Below are 13,819 nucleotides of genomic sequence, written 5' to 3'. Positions count from 1 at the left end.
ACCCACGACTCCCCGGGAGTGGTCGGGCCGGAACCTTCTGAGGTCCCGCGTCCGCGACCGTTCCCGGTTCCGACCGATGAGCAGGAGGGGCGCACCGGTGCCATCGGTCGGGGACGACGAGTTCGGGGCGGAGGAATCCGACCGAGCCGAAGCCCGTCGCCTGGCCAGGCGCGATGCCGAGCTGGACGAGCTCGCCACCCGGGCCGCCGGTGGGCACAAGGCGTCGCTGGACAAGCTGCTGCAGCACGTCCGCCCGCTGGTCGTGCGCTACTGCCGGGCGCGCATCGGGAGCGGGACGACCGGCATGGCCACTCCCGACGACGTCACGCAGGACGTCCTGCTGGCGCTCTTCCACGCGCTCGAGCGCTGGCGCCCTGGCGAGACGCGGGTGATGGCCTTCGTCTACGGGATCGCGGGCAACAAGGTCGTCGACGCCTACCGCGCGGCCGGGCGCAACCGTTCCGTCGCCACCGAGGTCCTTCCCGACGCGGCCGACTCCGGCGCGGGCCCGGAGACGATCGCCGTGCTCGGCACCCAGATCGCCGAGCTGCGACAGCTCCTCGAGCAGCTCCCCGAGCATCACCGCGAGGTGCTGGTGCTGCGGATCGCGCTGGGGCTGAGCGCCGAGGAGACCGCCCGCATCGTCGACTCCACGGCGGGCGCCGTGCGGGTCACCCAGCACCGGGCGCTGAACAAGCTGCGCGAGCTCGCCGCGAAGCGCTCCGGATGACGCCGGGGCATCAACGCTGGGCGCGCACCATCTCGGACAACCGGCGTTCCAGGTACGCCCGCTCCGGTTCGTTGCCCACCGTCTCCAACGCCAGCCGGTAGGCCACGGCGGCGTCCCCATGCCGTCCGAGCCTGCGCAGCAGGTCGGCCCGTGCGGAGGGCAGCAGGTGGTAGCCGCGCAGCCGTTCGTCGTCGGCCAGCGCGTCGATCAGCTCCAGACCGGCGGCCGGACCGTCGCGCATCGCCACCGCCACCGCCCGGTTGAGGTCGACCAACGGCGACGGCGCCACCTGCGCGAGCACGCCGTAGAGCTCCACCACCTGTGGCCAGTCGGTGGTGGCCACGTCGGCGGCCTCGTCGTGCACTGCCGCGATCGCCGCCTGCAGCCCGTACTGCCCCGGCGCCCGGGCGCGCAGCGCGGCGACGACCAGCGTGCGCCCCTCGGCGATGCTGTCGCGGTCCCAGAGCGACCGGTCCTGCTCGTCGAGCAGCACCAGTGCGCCCTCGGCGTCGGTCCGGGCCGCCCGCCGGGCGTCGACGAGCAGGAGCAGCGCCAGCAGGCCCATCACCTCGTGCTCGTCGGGGAGCAGCCGGTGCAGGATCCGGGCCAGGCGGATCGCCTCCTCGGCGAGGTCCGCGCGGACCAGTTCGGGCCCTGCGCTCGCCGCGTAGGCCTCGGTGAAGATCAGGTAGACGACACGGAGGACGCCCGGGAGCCGGCCGGGCAGCTCGTGTGCGTCCGGCACGCGGAACGGGATGCGCGCGTCGCGGATCTTGCGTTTCGCCCGCACGATGCGCTGGGCCATCGTCGCGGCCGGGACGAGGAACGCGCGCGCCACCTCGGGTGTGGACAGCCCGGCGAGGCAACGCAGGGTCAGCGCCGTCTGCGCCTCGATCGGCAGAGCGGGATGGCAGCAGGTGAAGAACAACCGGAGCCGCTCGTCGGGGACGTCGTCCTCCTCGGTGGGGAGGGCGACCGCCTCGCGCTCGGCGTCGGCGTGCATCAGGGCGAGCCGGGCGGCGTAGGCCTTGTCGCGCCGCAACCGGTCGACGGCCTTCCGGCGCGCCGTGGTGAGCAACCACGCGGCGGGTCTCCCGGGAACCCCGTGGACCGGCCAGTGTTCGAGCGCCGCCGCAACGGCTTCGGAGGCGACCTCCTCGGCCAGGTCGAGATCGCCGAACTGGCGTACGAGAGTGGCGAGCAGCCGGCCCCGCTCCTCACGGAACACAGCTTCGACGGAGCCGGCTGCTCCCAGGGTCACGGTGCCTCGAACTCCAGGATCGGGCGGACCTCCACCTTGCCGCCGCGGCGTGAGCCGGGGCAGCGGGCCGCCCAGTCGAGCGCCGCGTCGAGGTCGGGGGCGTCGATCACGTAGTAGCCGCCGAGGATCTCGCGGGTCTCGGCGAACGGCCCGTCGGTCACCACGCGCTCGCCGTTGTCGCGGACCTGCACGGTGGTGGCGGTCTCCACACCCTGCAGCGCGTCGCTCGCCACCTTCACACCCGCGTCGGTGATGGCCTTCTCATAGGGCCAGTACTCGTCCATCTCCTCCTGGATGGCCTGCTCGGTCTGCGGTTCGGCCGGCTGGGCGCCGTAGAGCAGCAGCATGTACTTCAATCGAATGCTCCTTGTCGTCACGGTGGCGCTCCGGTGGCGAGGTGCCACACAGCATGACGACGAACGGCCACGCGCGGTATCGACAGCACGGGTGCGCGCCCTCCTAAGCGCGTTCTACGCGGTGCAACCCTCCGGACGGCGTCCAGGTCTCGATCACCAGCGCGGTGGCGTCCGGGTTGAGGCCGATGACCACGACCTCCTCCAGATCGGTGCGGAACAGGTCGCCGGACACGTCCCCGTCGAGCGGACCGGCGAACACCGCACGCCCCGCGACCTTCGCGTCACCCGCCCAGGCCGACTCGTTCCCCTCCGGTGGGTCGACCGACGCGCTGTGCAGCGCGAACCGTGGGTCCCGGCGCAGGTCCGCCCCCTTGCGCGCGCCCGGCATCGACCCGAACGTCAGCTCACCGTCGGCGAACTCCGCCTCGATGCCCGAGATGCGCGGCGACCCGTCGGCCCGCAGCGTGGCGATCGTCTTGTGTTTGTGCGCGTCGAATAGGCCACGGACCCGGGCGGCGAACTCGGGCTCAGCGGTCTCGATGTCGTTCCACGTGGCCATGCCGACAGCATGGAGGGAGAACCTGACACATCGAGTCAGATATGGACGGCCGACTCACCTTCGCGGCCATTACCCGCGGGTATTGTCCGGCGGTAGCCACTCCAGAGGAGAAGACGATGCCCGAAGCCGTGATCGTCGCAGCGGCCCGATCACCGATCGGTCGTGCGCACAAAGGGTCGCTCACCAGCATCCGCCCCGACGATCTGACCGTGCAGCTCGTCCGCGCCGCGCTCGCCCAGGTGCCGCAGCTCGACCCGTCCGACGTCGACGACCTCATGCTCGGATGCGGCCTGCCCGGTGGCGAGCAGGGCTTCAACATGGCGCGGGTCGTCGCGGTGCTGCTGGGCTACGACACCCTGCCGGGCACCACCGTCACGCGCTACTGCTCGTCGTCGGTGCAGACCACCAGGATGGCCCTGCACGCGATCAGGGCAGGCGAGGGCGACGTGTTCATCTCCGCGGGGGTGGAGACGGTGTCCCGGTTCGTGAAGGGCAGCTCCGACTCGCTGCCCGACACCCGCAACCCGATCTTCGGCGACGCCGCGGACCGCACGAGGCACATCGCCGAGAACGGCGCCGACTCGTGGAGCGACCCGCGCCCCGACGAGCACCTGCCCGACGTCTACATCGCCATGGGTCAGACGGCGGAGAACGTCGCGCTCCTCAAGGGCGTCAGCCGCGAGGAGATGGACCACTTCGGCGTCCGCTCGCAGAACCTCGCGGAGAAGGCGATAGCCGACGGGTTCTTCGCCCGGGAGATCACGCCGGTGACCCTGCCCGACGGCAGCGTCGTCTCGGTGGACGACGGACCGCGGTCCGGCGTCACGTACGAGGCGGTCAGCCAGCTCAAGCCGGTGTTCCGCCCCGATGGCCGGGTCACCGCCGGGAACTGCTGCCCGCTCAACGACGGCGCAGCGGCCCTGGTGATCATGTCCGACACGAAGGCGGCCGAGCTGGGCATCACGCCGCTCGCGCGGATCGTCTCCACCGGGGTCTCCGGCCTCTCGCCGGAGATCATGGGCCTCGGGCCGATCGAGGCGTCGAAGCAGGCGCTCGGCCGGGCCGGCATGACCATCGACGACGTCGACCTCGTCGAGATCAACGAGGCGTTCGCGGCGCAGGTCATCCCCTCGGCCCGTGAGCTCGGCATCCCCGAGGACAAGCTCAACGTCAACGGCGGCGCGATCGCGCTGGGGCACCCGTTCGGCATGACCGGGGCCCGCATCACCACCACGCTGCTCAACGGGCTGCGCACCCACGACAAGCAGATCGGGCTGGAGACGATGTGCGTCGGCGGGGGCCAGGGCATGGCGATGGTGCTCGAGCGCCTGAGCTGACCCGGCACGACAACGACAGCGGCCCGGCATCCCTCAGGGGTGCCGGGCCGCGACGCGTGGTGGAACGTTGAGGTCAATCCTGCCGGAGGTAGCTCAGCAGCCGCAGGATCTCGATGTACAGCCAGACCAGCGTGGTCATCAGGCCGAACGCGATGTACCAGGCGAACTTCGCCGGGGCACCGTCGCGGACGGCGCGGTCAGCCATGTCGAAGTCGAGCAGCAGGCTGAACGCGGCGACGCCGATGCACACGATGCTGAACAGGTAGCCGATCAGCGACGGCTCCCGCACCCCGAGACCGCCGGGGATGAAGAAGCTGAAGATGAGGTTGAAGACGGCCAGCACCGTGACGCCGATCAGGGCGCCCATCAGCCACTTCGTGAACTTCGGCGTGACGCGCACCGCGCCGGTCTTGTAGACCACGAGCATGCCGACGAACACGCCGGCGGTGCCGATGACGGCCTGCAGGCCGATGCCCTGGAACTGCGTGCCCGACAGCTCCAGCGCGCCGGTGATGCCACCGAGCGCCACACCCATCGCCGCCGAGTAGAGCAGCACCAGCGGCGCCTTGGCCCACTGCGGCTTGAAGATCAGGACGAACGACAGCACGATCCCGACGATGAACGCCGGGAGCACGAGTCCGAAAAGACCGCTGATCGCGGTGAGCACGCCGGTGACGAGAGCGACACCAGCCGTGAGTGCCGTCTTCGTGACGACGTCGTCCATCGTGAGCGGGCGCTCACCGATCTCGGCACGCCCGTATCCGACCTGCGCGGCCTGGGCGTCGCCATAGGCGGCCGCCCCGCCAATCGCGCCGCCGCGGCGGTCGAACGTGGCGTATCCGCCGCCCTGCCCGGTGGGCAGGTTGCGGAACGCCGGGTTGCTACTGGTGCGCACCTGTTCCTCCTCGGAAGCGTCTTGGGCATCCGTGATGTCCAACGCCGAAGCGGGCTCCGGCGTTCCCGGTTCGTAAAGCGGACTTTACTGTGTTCTCCTCAGGCGGCGGCAGTCCCGTCCTCCGGCGGGTCGAGGGCGATCCCTGCGTCCTCCAGTGCGGCCTCGGTGAGGAGCCGGGCGAAGGCCCGATCCGGGCCCGCCGCCGAGGCCAGCGGGGCGTCGACGTCCACCAGCCCGCAGGTCTGCACGAGCGTGTCGTCGTAGGCGGCGAGCACCGCGACGCGTCGGACGTGCGTGGGCTGCGAGCGGGCACACACCTCGCGGCGCAACCGCCGCAGGTTGGCCACCACGCATTCCAGTGTGGGCCCGGCGGGTTCGACGCGGTTGCGGTGACGCCGCTCGGCCAGCCGGTCGAGCACAGCAGGCACTACCCGCGACACCACCCAGAACAGGACTGTCGGCGTCGCCGCGAGGAGTAGGTACAGCAGCAGGCCCAGCAGGACCGGACGGTCGCCCGTCACCTCGACGAGGCTACCTGGCCGAGAGGGCCCGGAAAGCCCCCAACAGGCGAAACCCGGAATTCGCGCCTATCCGGCTTCCCCGGCGTTTCCGATCATCGCGGTCGTCGTTGAGTGGCACGAGAGCTTGATCTTGGTGACCCAGGCCACTCCGTCCCGAACCGCCGCCGGCGCGGCCTTCCCTGTCCGACCCGCTACCCCCACCCCGCGATGAGGGGCACACCGCTGTGCCCTCAGGAGGAGCCCGGATGGCAGCACACCCCACGGACGAGCCGACCCGCGGACGGCACCGCACGGTCCGCCCCCGGCTTCGCGACCACGCCGTCGACCGGCGCAGGTTCCTCACCTACCTGGTGGCGGGCTCGACGTTGACGGTCGTCGCGAAGCTCGGCATCGACACCCTCGCCCCCGGGTCGGCGTCCGCCGTGCCGACGCCCAGCCTGCCTCAGCCCGCCGACCTGCAGGATCTCGGCGACGTCCTGATCCTGGCGGGCAGGCCGACGGATGCACTGCTGTTCACGGTCGAGGTCACCGAGAACGGCCGGGTCCGGGCCGAGCTGCCCCGGATGGAGGTGGGCCAGGGCCTGACGACGGCGGTCGCGATGCTGATCGCGGAGGAGCTCGACCTGCCGCTCGACCGGGTCGACATGCCGCTGGCGCCGGCGCGGCCGGAGCTGCTGATGAACCAGCTCACCGGTGGGTCGAACTCGGTCCGGTCGGTCTACGGGCCCGTGCGCGCGGCAGCAGCGGCGGCCCGCGCCCGGTTGTGCGGCGCCGCGGCCGAGCGGTGGGGCGTGACGGCAGAGGGCCTGCGCACGGAAGGCGGCCGCGTCCTCGCCCCCGACGGACGCAGCGCCGGCTACGGCGAGCTCACCCGCCTCGCGGCGAGCCTGCCGCTCGGTGAGCTGGTGGCCCGGCCGAAGTCCCCGTCGGAGTTCACGCTCGTGGGCACGCCGCAGCCACGGGTGGACGCCCGCGCCATGGTGACCGGCGCCTTCACCTACACGCTCGACCTGGACATCCCGGGTGCCACGCCCACCATGGTCCGCCGCCCCCCGACGATCAACGGCACGGTCGAGCAGGTGCACAACGAGGACGACGTGCGGGCCATGCCCGGCGTCGTCGACATCGCGGTGATCGAGACCGGCGTCGCCGTCCTCGCCGAGACGTTCGGCCAGGCCCTGGACGCGGTGACCGCGCTGGACGTCAGCTGGGGCCCCGGCACGGTCGACGACCTGTCCGACGCGACGATCCGCGACGAGCTGCGCCGGGCCACCGTTCCACTGGTCCCCCCGATCTCCCTGCCGGACCAGCTGGACTTCGAGTTCGACTGGGCCCCCATCAGCCACGCGCCCATGGAGACCAACTCGGCGGTGGCCGACGTCCGCGCCGGGAAGGCCGAGATCTGGGGCGGCATGAAGTCGCCGATCGTGGCCCAGCAGCAGATCGCGAAGGAGCTGGGCCTGCCGCCGGGCAAGGTCGTCTGCCACGTGGTGCAGGCGGGCGGGTCGTTCGGGCGCAGGCTCTTCTGGGACGGTCCGCTGGAGGCGGCGCGGATCTCGAAGGCGACCGGCCGGGTGGTCAAGCTGATGTGGTCGCGCACCGACGACATGCGTCACGGCCGGGCCAGACCACCCGCCCACCACCGCTTCCGAGCCACTCTCGGGCCCGACACCGTGCTGCGGCTCGAGCACCACACGGCGTTCGTCGAGACCGACTGGACCCACGGCCTCGGCGAGATCCTCTCCGCGACCGCGGCCGAGCTGCCGGGCGGCAACCTCGGCTTCGCGCAGAGCGTCTTCCTGCTCACCGTGAAGAGCCCCTACAACTTCGGGGCGGTGGAGCAGGTGCTCACGGAGGCACCGATCAGGGTGCACACCGGCGCATGGCGCTCGGTGTACTCGGTGAGCTCGCGGTGCGGCGAGGAGATCGTCGTGGACGCCGTTGCGGAGAAGCTCGGCAAGGACCCCTACGAGTTCCGCCGCGCCTTCCTCAAGACCGACGCGCAGCGTGCGGTGCTCGACAAGGTCGCCGAGGAGGGCGACTGGGGCCGCTCCATGGACGACGGCTTCGCCCAGGGCATCGCGTTCCACGAGGAGTACCGGTCCCGAACCGCCTGCCTGGTGGAGGTCGACGGCCGTGACCCGCGCGCACCGCGCGTGACGAAGGCCGTGATCGCGGGTGACTACGGGCTGCCGGTCAACCCCCGGGGGCTGAAGGCGCAGCTGCTCGGCGGTCTCACCGACGCGATCTCGGTGACGCTGCGGGCCGGCCTGCACATCGACAAGGGGCTGCCGCTGGAGGGAAGCTACTCGCAGTTCCACTACGCGCGCCAGGCGGACTCCCCCGCCGACGTGCAGATCTTCATCCTGCCGGGAGAGTCGGAGCCGGGCGGAGCCGGCGAGCTGGGTGTACCCGCCGCGGCCGGCGCGATCGCCAATGCCTACGCCCGCGCCACCGGCATCACCCCCCGAAGCTTCCCGATCAACTTCCCGGTCGACTTCGAGCCCTTCCCCCGCTAGGAGGCACCGCCATGCCGAGCTACAGCTTCACGGTCAACGGGCGTTCGGTCACCGTCGACGCCCCGGCCGACCTGCCCACCCTCTGGGCACTGCGCGACAAGCTGGGAGTCACCGGTCCGAAGTACGGCTGCGGGATCGACGTCTGCAAGGCCTGCACCAGCCACCTGGACGGCGAGGCGTTCAACCCCTGCGTCACGCCGGTGTCGGAGGTGGAGGGCCGCGACGTCACCACGATCGAGGGCCTCGCCGACGGCGACGAGTTGCACCCCGTGCAGGAGGCCTGGCTGGAGCAGGACGTCGCCCAGTGCGGCTACTGCCAGCCGGGCCAGATCATGGCCGCCGTCGCCCTGCTCAACAGGACCGCCGACCCGACGGACGCGGAGATCGACGAGATCGAGAACGTCTGCCGCTGCGGCACCTACTTCCGCATCCGCGAGGCGATCAAGAGCGCCGCGGCCAAGATGTGATCGCGTTCCGAACGGCGGACAGGGTCCGGAGGGTCGAACCCGTTCCGGTCGACACGAAGATCGTGAACCCGGCAGTGCTGGCGTACGTACTCCATTCGGGACGCCTCGGCGGCTCACCCGTTGATCAGCACGAAAGGCAGTCATGACCAACCACCCGTTCCGCTTCGGCGTCACTCTGCTCACCGTCGGCTCCCGATCCGGCTGGCGTGCGCGTGTGAAGGAAGTGGAGGACCTCGGGTACGACGTGCTCCAGGTGGCCGACCACCTGGGTCTGACTGCGCCGTTCCCCGCGTTGGTGGCCGCGGCCGACGTGACGAGCATCCGGCTGGGCACGTTCGTGCTCAACGCCGGCATCCTCAGCCCCGCATACCTGGCCCGGGACGTCGCCGACGTGCACCGCCTCACCGACGGCCGCCTCGAGCTGGGGCTCGGCACGGGCTACGTCCCGACCGAGTTCGAGGCCGCGGGCGTGCCGTTCGGCACCGCGGGCGAGCGACTGCGCAAGCTGGAGACGACCCTGGCCGAGACGCGGGCGCTGCTGGCCGCGGAGGCCGACCACCCGCAGCCGCCGATCATGCTGGGGGGCGCGGGCGAGCGCATGCTGCGTCTCGCCGGCCGCGAGGCCGACATCTTCAGCTTCTCCATCATGGCCGGGGTGACCCCGGGGGTGGCCCCGCAGGAGGCGCTCGCCCGCCGCATTCAGGTGCTGCGGGACGCCGCAGGCGACCGCTTCGCCGACATCGAGCTGAACCTGTTCGTCGCGGCGCTCGGCGAGAGCGCCGAGAAGGTCGACCTCGAGATCATCCGCCAGGCCAGCGGCCTCGACGACGACCAGCTCACCCAGCTTCCCGGGGTGCTGATCGGCTCGCCCGCCGAGATCGCGGACCGGCTGCGGCGCTACCGCGAGGAGTTCGGCCTCAGCTACATCAGCGTCCTGGAGCCGCACATGGCCGCGTTCGCCGAGGTCATCAAGCACCTGCGCTGACGCTCGGGTCCGTCCGGGGCCCGATGACGGTGGCGCTTGATCGTGCGGGAAGGGTCACACCCGCATAGGCTCCCCGCCGCCGGGCCGGACCGACCGGCTCGATGGAGGTGAGCCCGATGTGGGCGTTCTTCTCGGCGCGACTGCGGATGTGGCTCATCCTGGCGGTCGCGGCACCGCTCGTGGGCTGGCTGCTCGGACGCATCGGCGACCTCATCGAGGCTCGGCGGGGACCGACCTCGACGAGCCGGATGCTGAAGAAGGGCCGCGACTTCCTGGGGCGCCGCTCGCGTGGCCCGCTCGCTCCCCGGCCCACCGCCGACCGCACCGGCAGCCGCGACGCCGGCCTTCCCACGCGCTGACCAGGTGGCCTGCTACGTCCTGGTACACGGCGCCTGGGGCGGCTCCTACGGGTTCCGGCTCGTACGGCGGCTGCTTCAGGCCGACGGCCACGAGGTGTTCACCCCCGCCCTCACCGGCATCGGCGAACGCTCACACCTGACCGGCCCGCACGTCGACCTGTCGCTGCACGTGCTCGACGTCGTCAACGTGGTGCGCTACGAGGACCTCGACGACGTCGTGCTCCTCGGCTACTCCTACGGGGGCATGGTCGTCACGGGCGCGCTGGAGCACATCGGCGACCGCGTGCGCGAGCTCGTCTACCTCGACGCGTTCGTGCCCGCCGACGGCGACAGCATCGCCTCGCTCAGCGGGCGGCCCCCCGCGGGACCGGTGGCGGAGATCGGAGCGCCGTGGCTCGTCCCGGCCGAGCCGCGGGAATTCGATGACCCGGCGACGGGGGCGTGGTCGAACCTGCGCCGCACGGCGCAGCCGGTCGGGACGTTCACCGAGCCGGTCCGGCTCCCCGTGCCGCTGGAGGAGCAGCGTCTCGGCCGCACGTACATCCGGGCGACCGCCGACCCCGGTGGCCCCTTCGAGATACCGGCCCGGCACGCGCGGGAGAGCCCGGCCTGGCGCTACCACGAGATCGCGACCAACCACATGGTCCCGGAGAACCGGCCCGCCGAGCTCGCCGCACTGCTCGGCGCGCTCGCCTGAGCGGGCTAGATTCTGATCATGGGGTCTGATCATGGATGAGCCGCCCGTCCACCGATACCGCGCCCTCTGCTCGTGGTCCGGCTCCACCGCCGCGGGCTACGACCACTACGGACGGGCTCACACCGGCTCGGCCCCACCCGCCGGGGCGGAGCTGGCGCTGTCGTCCGACCCGGCGTTCCGTGGCGACCCGGCCCTGCTCAACCCCGAGCAGCTCGTGGTGCTCGCCGCCGCGTCCTGCCAGCTGCTGTCGTTCCTGGCCGTCGCCGCGAGGGCGCGCCTGGACGTGCGCGACTACCGCGACGACGCGACGGCCACGATGCCGGAGGCGCAGCGCCCGATCCGGCTCGCGGAGATCGTGCTACGGCCCCGGATCGTGCTCGCCGCCGGTCCGAGCGAGGAGCGCGTGCGTCACCTCGTGGAGGTGGCGCACCGCGAGTGCTTCATCGCCAACAGCCTCGCCACCCCCGTGCGCGTGGAGCCCGAGATCGAGTTCGTGGCTGCCGGATGATCCGGACCGCGGGTGTCACGGCGCTGTTCGCCCTGGCCACGGCCGTCCTGTGGTGGGCGGTGTTCCCCGCCGACTGGAGCGTGGTGCCCACCCGCGACCCGAACACCCTCGCATCGCCGGTGCGCGTGAGCCACTGGGCGACGGCAGGCGCCGGGCTGGCCGTCCTGTCGGGAGCCGCCGGATACCTGCGGGGGGTGCGGGTGGCGCTGGTGGGCGTCGCCGCGCCGGCGGTGGTGCTGTTCTGCGTCTACAGCGCGGCCGCCGAGGTCGTCGGCGCGAACCTGTGGCCGGTCGGCGCCCTCTTCCTCGCCGTGCCACTGGCAGCGGGCGTCGCGGTCATCGCCGCGCTGGCGCGGCGCCTCCCGACCGGCGGGCGCTGACGTCCGGCTCGCTCGCACTCACACCCGTTCCCAGGCACGGGCCGTGGCCGGGCCCGCGAAGCTGCTCCCGAGGCTGCGGCGACGCAGCGCGGGCACCGCGGCACACAGCCGGAACCAGCCGCGGGCCCCTGCCGTCGCCAGCACGCCCCGGGACAGCGCCTGCTCCTTCTGCGCCAGCACGTAGCGGACGGTCGCGGTGCCGTACTCCCGCATGTCGGACTCGTACGCGCCGATCGCCGAGACCGTGTCGCGTTCGCCGCGGGCGGCTGCGGCCAGCAGGCGGCTGAGCAGGTGCGCGTCGCGCAGCGCGGTGTTGCCGCCGAGCCCCCCGACAGGCGGCATGAGGTGGATCGCGTCGCCCATCACCGTCACCGGGGTGGCCGGCCACGGCTCCCCCGGCTCCGCGGTGCGGAAGGCGATGGCGCTGCGGCTGCCGTGGTCCGACTCGGCCAGCGCGCGGCGCAGCTGCGGATGCCAGCCCGCCACGAGCACGTCGACCACGGCCCGCAGCGCATCGCTGTCGAGCTCGGTGACGTCGGGCGGGAGCAGGTCGGGACGCGCCACGAGTGCACAGAGCAGGTACGGCGGGGAGGAGCCGTCTGGCGGCTCGAAGACCGAGGTGAACAGGAAACAGGGCGCGTTCACGTTGACGATGTTCATCCCCGTGCCGAGCCGTGACGGGAGTGCGGCGCGCACCTCGTCGGTGAGCCAGAGCTTGTGCGCCACCCCGACCGCGCCGGCATCGACCGTGCGGATGTGGGGCAGGTACTGCCGGCGCACCCGGGACCCGGCCCCGTCCGCTCCGACCAGCACGTCCCCGACCACGGTGCGGCCGTCGGCGAAGGACGCCTCGACCGTGCCGTCCGGGCGCTGCTCGTAGCCGACGAACTCGGCACCGAACTGCACGACGTCCTCCAGGCCCGTCAGCAGGAGCCGCCGCAGCGTGGCCCGGTCGGCGGCGTAGTGGTTCTCCGCCGGGTCCGCGCCGTCGGGGTACATGACCGACTCCTCGACGACGACGAGCTCCTCCATCTGTTCGGTCAGGAAGCCGAAGTCGCCGCCGGAGCCGGTGGTGGCCAGGAACTCCCGCCAACCGGCCTCGGGGAGGCAGGCGTGCAGCGCCCGCGCCCCCACCGGGTTGACGTGGATCCGGTACCCCTCCCACCGGCTGCCGACGGCCTGGTCGCGCTCGTGGACCGCGACGTCGATGCCCGCCCGGCGCAGGCCTTGGGCGAGGCACAGACCGCCGATGCCGCCGCCGATGATGATCACCCGTCCTGGTGCGCTCACTGCCGCTCCCTCTCCGCGTTCCCGGATGCCCCGCCGATCAGCAGGGCCTCGAGCTGTTCGAACGCCTGTGCCGCGACCCGGGGGGTGAGCCGGACACCCTTGACCGTCGCGATCACGAGCTCGGTGGCGACCACCGGTTCGACGGGCGTCGCCCACACCCCTTGCGCGGCGCCGGCGGCCAGCACTCCCGTCAGCACCTCGCGCCACCCGGCCTCGTGGTGCTCCATCGCCGCGGCTACCGCCGGATCGCGGCGCCCCCTCAGGTCGAGCTCGGCCGTGACGACGAGGAGGTCGGGCCGGTCCTCGATCATCCGGCGGAGCGCCGCCAGGTGCTCGCGCAGCGCGGCGGCCGGCTCGGCGCTCTGCGGCGCCGCCGCCCAGAAGTGCCTCGTCGTGTACTCGGCGACCGCCCCGACCAGGTCCTGCTTGGTGGCGAAGTGGTGGTGCAGCGTCGAGTGGTCGATACCGACGTCCTCGGCGACCTGCCGCAGCCGCAGCCCCTCGAACCCCATCTCGGCAACACGCCGGAACGCCGCGGCGACCAGCTGGTCGCGTCGCTCCCCCTGCACTCCACCAACCACTTGGTTGACAGTACGGCATCGGTCAACAGGCCCGTCGGCCGCGCAGGCCAGTTGCGGCAATCACACCGGCTGCCTTCCCGGGCCACCCGGGGATTCGGCGCCCGCAGCCGGGTGCCGGATTACCCGCCCGGCCGCGCGCCGCTGCCGGATGGGGCCGCGGACGGCAGCCGGGACGGTTGTCGCCTGCGCCGGCACAGCCGGACTCCGTCCGTCCGCGACGGCGGCCGGTCGCCCGTCGTCCCTGCTCCGCGCCCTCGTCGAGGAGCCTCATCACCGAGCGTGCCGGCCTCGACGACGGAACACGACAAGAGCTCCGCCGGTTCTCAGCATTTCCGTCGGCCCGGGATATCGAATTCGAGAGCCGTTCCATTCTC

Annotated in this window: 16 protein-coding genes; 9 read left to right on the top strand and 7 right to left on the bottom strand. The window is 72.2% G+C overall.

Annotated features, from left to right (window positions below; translation table 11 throughout):
* Positions 1 to 97: 97 nt before the first annotated feature.
* On the top strand, positions 98 to 730 hold the full coding sequence (gene shbA, locus ACQPZA_RS04190; protein WP_433278531.1) for an RNA polymerase sigma factor ShbA: 633 nt from the start codon (positions 98 to 100) through the stop codon (positions 728 to 730).
* 10 nt (positions 731 to 740) lie between these two features.
* Here the strand turns inward: shbA and ACQPZA_RS04185 are convergent, their stop codons facing one another.
* From ACQPZA_RS04185 to ACQPZA_RS04175, 3 genes are all read right to left on the bottom strand, one after another.
* Positions 741 to 1,991, bottom strand: a complete 1,251-nt coding sequence (locus tag ACQPZA_RS04185) for an RNA polymerase sigma factor (protein ID WP_433278529.1) — start codon at positions 1,989 to 1,991, stop codon at positions 741 to 743.
* Positions 1,988 to 2,347, bottom strand: a complete 360-nt coding sequence (locus ACQPZA_RS04180; protein ID WP_433278527.1) for a YciI family protein — start codon at positions 2,345 to 2,347, stop codon at positions 1,988 to 1,990. Before ACQPZA_RS04180 ends, ACQPZA_RS04185 begins: the two co-directional genes overlap by 4 nt.
* Positions 2,348 to 2,450: 103 nt before the next feature.
* Entirely contained in the window at positions 2,451 to 2,906 is a 456-nt protein-coding gene (locus ACQPZA_RS04175) for a pyridoxamine 5'-phosphate oxidase family protein (RefSeq protein ID WP_169399769.1), read from the bottom strand.
* A gap of 116 nt (positions 2,907 to 3,022) precedes the next feature.
* Between ACQPZA_RS04175 and ACQPZA_RS04170 the strand changes: the two genes are divergently transcribed.
* The gene (locus tag ACQPZA_RS04170) at positions 3,023 to 4,243 is read left to right on the top strand and encodes an acetyl-CoA C-acetyltransferase (RefSeq protein WP_169399768.1); all 1,221 of its coding nucleotides are present in this window, start codon (positions 3,023 to 3,025) and stop codon (positions 4,241 to 4,243) included.
* Positions 4,244 to 4,316: 73 nt separating this feature from the next.
* On the opposite strand, the gene ACQPZA_RS04165 is transcribed toward ACQPZA_RS04170, so the two are convergent.
* Together ACQPZA_RS04165 and ACQPZA_RS04160 are read right to left on the bottom strand one after the other, a co-directional pair.
* Positions 4,317 to 5,138, bottom strand: a complete 822-nt coding sequence (locus ACQPZA_RS04165) for a Bax inhibitor-1/YccA family protein (protein WP_433278525.1) — start codon at positions 5,136 to 5,138, stop codon at positions 4,317 to 4,319.
* Positions 5,139 to 5,236: 98 nt separating this feature from the next.
* Complete coding sequence (locus ACQPZA_RS04160; RefSeq protein WP_433278523.1) at positions 5,237 to 5,659, bottom strand: hypothetical protein; 423 nt, start codon at positions 5,657 to 5,659, stop codon at positions 5,237 to 5,239.
* Positions 5,660 to 5,904: 245 nt separating this feature from the next.
* Here ACQPZA_RS04160 and ACQPZA_RS04155 point away from each other — a divergent pair, with 245 nt between their 5' ends.
* From ACQPZA_RS04155 to ACQPZA_RS04125, 7 genes are all read left to right on the top strand, one after another.
* Positions 5,905 to 8,178 (top strand): molybdopterin cofactor-binding domain-containing protein, encoded by a 2,274-nt coding sequence (locus ACQPZA_RS04155; RefSeq protein WP_433278521.1) that lies wholly within the window; start codon positions 5,905 to 5,907, stop codon positions 8,176 to 8,178.
* 11 nt (positions 8,179 to 8,189) lie between these two features.
* Positions 8,190 to 8,645, top strand: a complete 456-nt coding sequence (locus tag ACQPZA_RS04150; protein ID WP_433278519.1) for a (2Fe-2S)-binding protein — start codon at positions 8,190 to 8,192, stop codon at positions 8,643 to 8,645.
* A 142-nt stretch (positions 8,646 to 8,787) separates the two neighbouring features.
* Positions 8,788 to 9,630: a TIGR03621 family F420-dependent LLM class oxidoreductase gene (locus tag ACQPZA_RS04145; protein ID WP_433278517.1), complete on the top strand. Its 843-nt coding sequence runs from the start codon at positions 8,788 to 8,790 to the stop codon at positions 9,628 to 9,630.
* 116 nt (positions 9,631 to 9,746) lie between these two features.
* A complete protein-coding gene (locus ACQPZA_RS04140) occupies positions 9,747 to 9,989 on the top strand; it encodes a hypothetical protein (protein ID WP_433278515.1) in 243 nt (80 codons plus the stop codon).
* Positions 9,990 to 9,993: 4 nt separating this feature from the next.
* Positions 9,994 to 10,686 carry an alpha/beta fold hydrolase gene (locus ACQPZA_RS04135; RefSeq protein ID WP_433278513.1) on the top strand — a complete coding sequence of 231 codons (693 nt, stop codon included), beginning with the start codon at positions 9,994 to 9,996 and terminating at the stop codon, positions 10,684 to 10,686.
* 31 nt (positions 10,687 to 10,717) lie between these two features.
* A complete protein-coding gene (locus ACQPZA_RS04130; protein ID WP_169396469.1) occupies positions 10,718 to 11,194 on the top strand; it encodes an OsmC family protein in 477 nt (158 codons plus the stop codon).
* Positions 11,191 to 11,574: a hypothetical protein gene (locus ACQPZA_RS04125; RefSeq protein WP_433278511.1), complete on the top strand. Its 384-nt coding sequence runs from the start codon at positions 11,191 to 11,193 to the stop codon at positions 11,572 to 11,574. Before ACQPZA_RS04130 ends, ACQPZA_RS04125 begins: the two co-directional genes overlap by 4 nt.
* 18 nt (positions 11,575 to 11,592) lie before the next feature.
* On the opposite strand, the gene ACQPZA_RS04120 is transcribed toward ACQPZA_RS04125, so the two are convergent.
* Both ACQPZA_RS04120 and ACQPZA_RS04115 read right to left on the bottom strand, forming a co-directional pair.
* A complete protein-coding gene (locus ACQPZA_RS04120) occupies positions 11,593 to 12,864 on the bottom strand; it encodes an FAD-dependent oxidoreductase (RefSeq protein WP_433278509.1) in 1,272 nt (423 codons plus the stop codon).
* Positions 12,861 to 13,445, bottom strand: coding sequence for a TetR/AcrR family transcriptional regulator (locus tag ACQPZA_RS04115; protein WP_433278507.1), 585 nt, complete (start codon positions 13,443 to 13,445; stop codon positions 12,861 to 12,863). Before ACQPZA_RS04115 ends, ACQPZA_RS04120 begins: the two co-directional genes overlap by 4 nt.
* Between the last annotated feature and the right edge of the window lie 374 nt (positions 13,446 to 13,819).

It is taken from the genome of Pseudonocardia xinjiangensis (genome assembly GCF_050948425.1).
GTDB lineage: Bacteria > Actinomycetota > Actinomycetes > Mycobacteriales > Pseudonocardiaceae > Pseudonocardia > Pseudonocardia xinjiangensis.
This window is presented reverse-complemented; position numbering and strand designations above follow the sequence as displayed.